Below are 6,000 nucleotides of genomic sequence, written 5' to 3' on the forward strand. Positions count from 1 at the left end.
AAATTGAGGAAATTGACGTTAGACTGGTAGTAAGGCAAAGTGGTTATAATAAGGTAGTTCGTAAGCAATTAAAAAGTAAAGTTTCCAAAAAAGTGCTCCTAGATATTTTAAGAGCACTTTTAGATGTAACAACTGGTTTGTTTATTTTAGAGCGAACCTCAGTAACTAGATAGTAAAGGATTATCGCTCTACTTCATCTACTATATGTGTTTTAAGGAGCATTCGATGGCCATCAGCTTCGGGAAGAATCTCTCTCCAGTCGAAACAATCTAAAATAGCTTGCTTATATTCACCTTTATTTAATTCTTGATCGGCTTCAACTATGTGATTTAAAACTTTTCCATAAGTCAAGTTATTTGGAGAAGTATTGCTCCAAGCCTTTGCCATCAATTTTCCAAAATAGTCACGAGCATCAAGTAATGCTTTTTTAAATGCATCTTCATTACCTTGATAACGTTGTTCGAATTCTTTGTGTATATTATTTCTTTCATCCTCTGATGTATGACGATCATGAGTTTTATAAGCTTTTTCTCCTAGTTCCTTAGTAATAAGGCTTTTATCAATTAAATGAATTTGAAAAACCTGTACTAGTATATCAAATGCTCCGCCAGTAAATGGCTCAGATAAAAGGTGCTCCTCTTCTTCACTTTGAACATCTGACATTTTCATATCATTAAATGCCAGACGAATCTCACGTGACTCACTCAACTCACCCATACGTGAAAGTTCATTAACACTGAACAGGTTACCTTTCGTATTTTTTAGTATGTGATTAATTACTGAATCGAAGTGCAAAACAGAGACAATTGCAATTAAATCACCAAAAGCTTCATGATGTCCATGATACTCTCTTGTATCTTGATTTCTATCTGGCCAGCCAATTATAGAGTTTTTTATCGTGTGACCCATTTCATGAGCAAGAACATCGAAATTTTCACAATACGGATTACTGTGGTCAATAGTCCGATCTGGGTTACGGCCAAACCCAAATTCAAGAAATCCGTTACCTGAGTGAGCATTATTCCATTCTACTCTTGGAATAAGTTCTAACTTAGGGAATTCTGCATGAAAGAACCATTCAATTTCATGACCAAAATAATCTTCCCATATATCTAAAACGCGTCTTACAGTTGCATACATAACTGTAGAAGAAAAGGCACGTTCATTAGGCTTGACATAATCAAAATGACCTTCTTGATCTGGTTTAACAGCTGGAAATCGAGGTCCGTGATATGGTGGGCCTTCTCCTACAAATTTATATTCTGATTTATCTTTAGCATCAACTACATACATCTTCTCATCCTCTGGACCTGGCTGAATTGTACCAGGTGGGAGATTAATAAAGATAACCTCTGGTTGTTCAAATCCTTTTAACTTTTTATTTTGGGCATAGACTAAAAATTTTGTGCCATTTTCTCTCGCTTGGGCATCTAAAAATTGTGACAAGATTATTACACTCCTTTTCAATGAAATATTAAATTCAGTTTCTATTGTTTGGCAAAAAATATATTTTATTCTTTATACATAGGTATTTTAAACGTCATTTTTAAAATAATAATATTGTGATAATCTAATAAATAAAACAAAATGCGATACCAAAATGATCATTAATATTTCAAGGTTTTTCCAGTGTGGAAAATAGACTAAGAAACCAAGTTAAATATATATTTACAAATTTTAGAGAGGTGATCACATATATGAGTACAAATTCAAATGAAACTATATTTGAACAAGTTGTGGAAGGCGGTTATATCCTTTATTAAGACATGGTGAAACAGAAGATACTCATGAATCCAATTTGGATTTTATAAAAAAGTAGTTGCAAATTAAATTGCAACTACTTTTTTCGCAAAACCATTATTATACACATAACCTCTTTAGCGTAAACTTGCGCTTAAGGGTACTTGAGAATAAACTGTGAAATTGTTACTATAAGTACCGTGTTTAGAAAATGAGGAAGAAATTGAACCGTTCCAACTTTTGTAGGTAGATCCAGATGTATCTGTTCTTAGAAGTACGTTTGAAAAGCTGGCCTGGCTAAAAGAATTACGTCCAGTATCTTCCACGCCCTGAACCATTTTTACTGGTTCGTATTGAGAAAATGAGCCATATACAGGCTGATTTGCATATCTAGGGTTTCCATTTACATACATAGTAACCGTACCATTTCCGTTATTAATTATTTTAAGATTTACTCGATCACCATCTTTAATTGATGTATCATATTGTGTGTTCCAATACTTACTGTTTTGACCTGATTCATTATAACCGGAATTAAGAAATACTTTATATCCACTTGATGTTTTTGAAATACCGCCTTCAACTTTAGATGCTCCAATACCTAAATACCAATTCACATATCCATCTTTGACAACAACTGATTTTGGTAGATTTATATCAGCTGCAATACCGGTATAGTTGCCATTTGTAACACTTTTTACAGCACCTTCTGTAGCTGCAAAACTTGTAGTTGAAAACATTGATAGAGAAATTAGAAGTGAACCGACTAGATACATCATTTTTTTCTTACTTTTCCTTAATACTTGATTCATTTTAAATCCCCCTTATTTTAATTATTAAAGTGTAAAGAAAGTTGGCCAACTAACTACGACTTACAAATCAAAGATACATTAGGTTTAATTTAATGTATATATTTTCCTGTCGTAAGTCATGGAAATGTCAAATATATTGGCTATTTCGTATTTATCAATATAGGGGGAGTTGACAGAATAAAGTGTTATATCTGCTTAAAATTAAGTAGGTTTTGTTAAAAAAACGATTAAAGCTTATAAATGTGTTAGGTATAATATGTATTACGATTCATCTAGAGGAGATAGATATGGAAGGGATACAGAGGATTTTTCAAAAGATATATCTGAAATTTTGAGAAATATAATAAAAACAAATGAAATAAATTAATTGTTTGTGTTAAAGAATTTATTGGAATAGTTCGTAGATGAAGGGAAATATATGATTTAAAGGTCGTGGAATTCCTACATAAAAAGAAGAAAGGGGGTCCAGCTATGGAAAAAACAAGCTCAAAGTTAGATAATGCAGCTATTGAAGGGGTTATAGAGGCATTAAAAGATGAAAATGAATGTTTACGTATGGAAATCGATTATTTGAAAAAGTTAAAGGCCTTAGTTCAAAAAGAGAAGAGATTACAGTCCTTTCCGAACGAGAAAGCCCATCGCCTTTAGGTATCCAAAGGGTGGGTATCATTTTGCGATCTTGTAATCTAGCTAATACATTGTAAGCATAATAAATGATTATAGAATTATGATTTTTCTAAGAAGTAGATTTAAATCTTATTAACTAGAAGTATATATACGAGCATCCCATATTTGGTGATAGGATGCTCGTATTTTATCATTTTAGCCAAGAAGACTTCTTCCTCAAGGAACGCGAAGTGAGTGCGGGGAGTTCAAGTATAGAAAATCTCGTCTGCTTTTAGTATATCTTCCTACGTACAAGTATAGTAATGTGAATAGCCCGAAACAAAACTGTTTCGGACTAGGGATTCAATATTCTTTTATTAAAAGGTTGAATTTTCTGATTTTTTAAAGCGAGAAAAATGTATTACGTTAATCAATAGATTCTTCTACAGAGACACTAGGTATTGTTGGTGCTGGTGTATCTCCACCATTAGTAGAAGATTGTTGAGGTGCATGTAAACTATTCATGCTATATGCTAATGCACTAATTACTACCATACTTAATACAATTTTTTTTATTTTTTTCATCACTTTAACGCTCCTTTTTTCAAATGTTTCTTACCAGCATTACTGCTAATGTAGAAATATTTGCTCGCCTTAACATGGTTATCTGTCTCATAAAATTGAATTGCTAAAATCTCTGCATATTCTTTTACACAATCCCACATTTCTTCTTTTTCAAAATAAGAAATTGCATCAGTGACTACTTTTTCTAGTTTAATTCTAGGTAATTCTGTGAGTAGTTCATTTAAAACTGCGAAACGGTGCTTATATTCCTCATTTCCTGCTTCATTCGTATAGTTTATTCCTTGCTTGATATATGCTTTAGCTGTTTCAATGCCTTCTAATTTATAATATGCTCTTGCTAAGACAAATAATGCTTTAAAATGATGCGGTATTTTATTTATAATTTCAGAACTCTGTCGGATCGCCAATGGATATAAATCTTGAATATTATATAACCAGCCCAAATTGTAACGTGCTCTTAATAATAAATGTTCCTCATCATGCTTATTAAAAACATCAATAACCGTATTGAGACATTCTTCCGCTTTTTCAAATTCTCTTAGATCTATACAGGCTAAACCATATACATTGTCGCATAAAGCAGTATTAATTTCATATCCTACATGGTTCAAATATATTTTTTTGGCTTTTACTACATGTTGAATCGCTTCAAATGGTTGATAAGATTGATAACAGTAAGTTGAAAATCTATACTCAAACTCGGCCTTTTCTACTTCATCAGGCATATCAATTAAAAGCTCTTCCGCCTTTTCATAGTGTGTTTTTGCTTCAGTATAATTTGCTATAATTGTAAAGTGGATTGCCTTAAAGAAATGATAATAATAAGCTAAAAATAAAAAATCCTCTTCGATATTAGGGAGTTTTTCTATATTCTTAAAGGAATCTTTTGTAATACTCACTCCATCTACCAAGACTTTATATCTGAAATCCAGTAGTGAGTAATAAAATGATAAATATGGATCAGTTTCTATTACTTTTAAACTTTCCTTTACTTGTAGATATGTTTGTTTTGCTTCTTTTACATGATATAAACGAATTTTTTCATACCATTCATTTAATAATTCCATCAGTTGCATATTACTTTTTTCTTGAACAGTCATAATATCCCCCTTTTCTCTGTAAAGGCTTAATCTGATAATAACAGGAAATAGATAGTTTATATTTAACTACGATTTTTTTCATGAATAATAAGAATATTCTGAATAATTAAGTTATCTTTATTCTGTCGATATAGTCAATTTGTTTTAAAACAGACCGTCTGTAATAGGCGGTCTGTTGTTTGTTATGGTTGGCAACTGCTATTCTTTTACTCATCTCATATTATATTTAGTTTAAGAATTGAGAATAGAAGAATAGGATTAGAAAAATTAATGTTTTGCCAAATAATTTATTGAATAGACTTAAAGGGATAAACAGCTCTCCTATGGTAAGGCTTTTGAGTTTATTCCTGTTTGGGTTTTTTAACAATTCTTTAAATGTTCGAAAGTTTATTTTATTAACGAAAGACCAACTTGGCATAGTTTTTGTATCTGAATCTATTTTGAAAATGATATGAATACTATGTGTATGAAAGCCGCCTATACTTAAAATAATCATAAATCCTAAAATAATGAACCAAGTCATTTTCTAGCACCTCCTTCAGTATTTAATATTAAGATATTAATACCGTTGAGGAAGTGTGCTATTGTCCATGAAAAATATTGAGAAATTGTTGAGGGAACGTTGAGAATGTTGCAATGCAATTGATCGCAGCATAGTTAACTATGCCTGTCCTTGTTATTTTTGTAAAAAAAGGAAAAGAGAACAGTTGCGTAGACTGTTCTCTTAAGGAGCGGAAGCGCTGAACATTTTGCAATGACAATGATTCAAGCCTTCCAATTATAGTGTGTGCAAATCGTTACAATTCATACATTAAAATTACTTTATTATCGAGTGAGTGTATTAGAAAGTACAAAGAGCACTTTTCAAAAGTGCTCTTTGTAAGACGTACATTAGGACTTGAAAGAGGCATCATTGCAATTTGAAAGGAGATATCTATATACAACATATGAAGATGATTTGAAAAGGTGACGATAAAAACAAAAGAGCAGTAAGGATGTACGAATTGCTTAGCTTCAGGGGAATTGGAGAAGGGGGGATTTATATTGTTAGGGAGATTCTCAAATGCTATTCTGCTATAATATTGATAAACTATGCAGATAAATAATAAGAATGAAATTGTTAATTAACGGAAAATTCTGTTAAAACTTTATAAAAT

General features: G+C 31.6%; 6 protein-coding genes. 1 reads left to right on the forward strand and 5 read right to left on the reverse strand.

Going from position 1 to position 6,000, the window contains the following annotated elements; translation table 11 throughout:
• Positions 1-180: 180 nt before the first annotated feature.
• Both MR107_RS09245 and MR107_RS09250 read right to left on the reverse strand, forming a co-directional pair.
• Entirely contained in the window at positions 181-1,446 is a 1,266-nt protein-coding gene (locus tag MR107_RS09245) for a gluzincin family metallopeptidase (RefSeq protein ID WP_086389359.1), read from the reverse strand.
• Positions 1,447-1,877: 431 nt separating this feature from the next.
• Positions 1,878-2,552, reverse strand: coding sequence for a hypothetical protein (locus tag MR107_RS09250; protein ID WP_086389358.1), 675 nt, complete (start codon positions 2,550-2,552; stop codon positions 1,878-1,880).
• Positions 2,553-3,023: 471 nt separating this feature from the next.
• On the opposite strand from MR107_RS09250, the gene MR107_RS09255 reads away from it, so the two are divergent.
• On the forward strand, positions 3,024-3,200 hold the full coding sequence (locus MR107_RS09255; RefSeq protein WP_000416258.1) for a hypothetical protein: 177 nt from the start codon (positions 3,024-3,026) through the stop codon (positions 3,198-3,200).
• Between the two features lie 384 nt (positions 3,201-3,584).
• Here the strand turns inward: MR107_RS09255 and MR107_RS09260 are convergent, their stop codons facing one another.
• From MR107_RS09260 to MR107_RS09270, 3 genes are all read right to left on the reverse strand, one after another.
• Positions 3,585-3,743, reverse strand: coding sequence for a Phr family secreted Rap phosphatase inhibitor (locus MR107_RS09260; protein ID WP_166695576.1), 159 nt, complete (start codon positions 3,741-3,743; stop codon positions 3,585-3,587).
• Positions 3,743-4,843: a response regulator aspartate phosphatase gene (locus tag MR107_RS09265; protein WP_166695577.1), complete on the reverse strand. Its 1,101-nt coding sequence runs from the start codon at positions 4,841-4,843 to the stop codon at positions 3,743-3,745. The genes MR107_RS09260 and MR107_RS09265 overlap by 1 nt, the downstream gene beginning before the upstream one ends.
• A 226-nt stretch (positions 4,844-5,069) precedes the next feature.
• Positions 5,070-5,366 (reverse strand): hypothetical protein, encoded by a 297-nt coding sequence (locus MR107_RS09270; RefSeq protein WP_088321800.1) that lies wholly within the window; start codon positions 5,364-5,366, stop codon positions 5,070-5,072.
• Positions 5,367-6,000: the final 634 nt, after the last annotated feature.

This window comes from Bacillus cereus group sp. BfR-BA-01441, from assembly GCF_022663075.1.
In the GTDB taxonomy this organism is placed as follows: Bacteria; Bacillota; Bacilli; order Bacillales; family Bacillaceae_G; genus Bacillus_A; species Bacillus_A cereus.

Coding starts and splice junctions, on each gene's coding strand:
- MR107_RS09250 (WP_086389358.1), bottom strand. CDS start 2,552: ATGAATCAAGTATTAAGGAAAAGTAAGAAAAAAATGATGTATCTAGTC.
- MR107_RS09255 (WP_000416258.1), top strand. CDS start 3,024: ATGGAAAAAACAAGCTCAAAGTTAGATAATGCAGCTATTGAAGGGGTT.
- MR107_RS09260 (WP_166695576.1), bottom strand. CDS start 3,743: ATGAAAAAAATAAAAAAAATTGTATTAAGTATGGTAGTAATTAGTGCA.
- MR107_RS09265 (WP_166695577.1), bottom strand. CDS start 4,843: ATGACTGTTCAAGAAAAAAGTAATATGCAACTGATGGAATTATTAAAT.
- MR107_RS09270 (WP_088321800.1), bottom strand. CDS start 5,366: ATGACTTGGTTCATTATTTTAGGATTTATGATTATTTTAAGTATAGGC.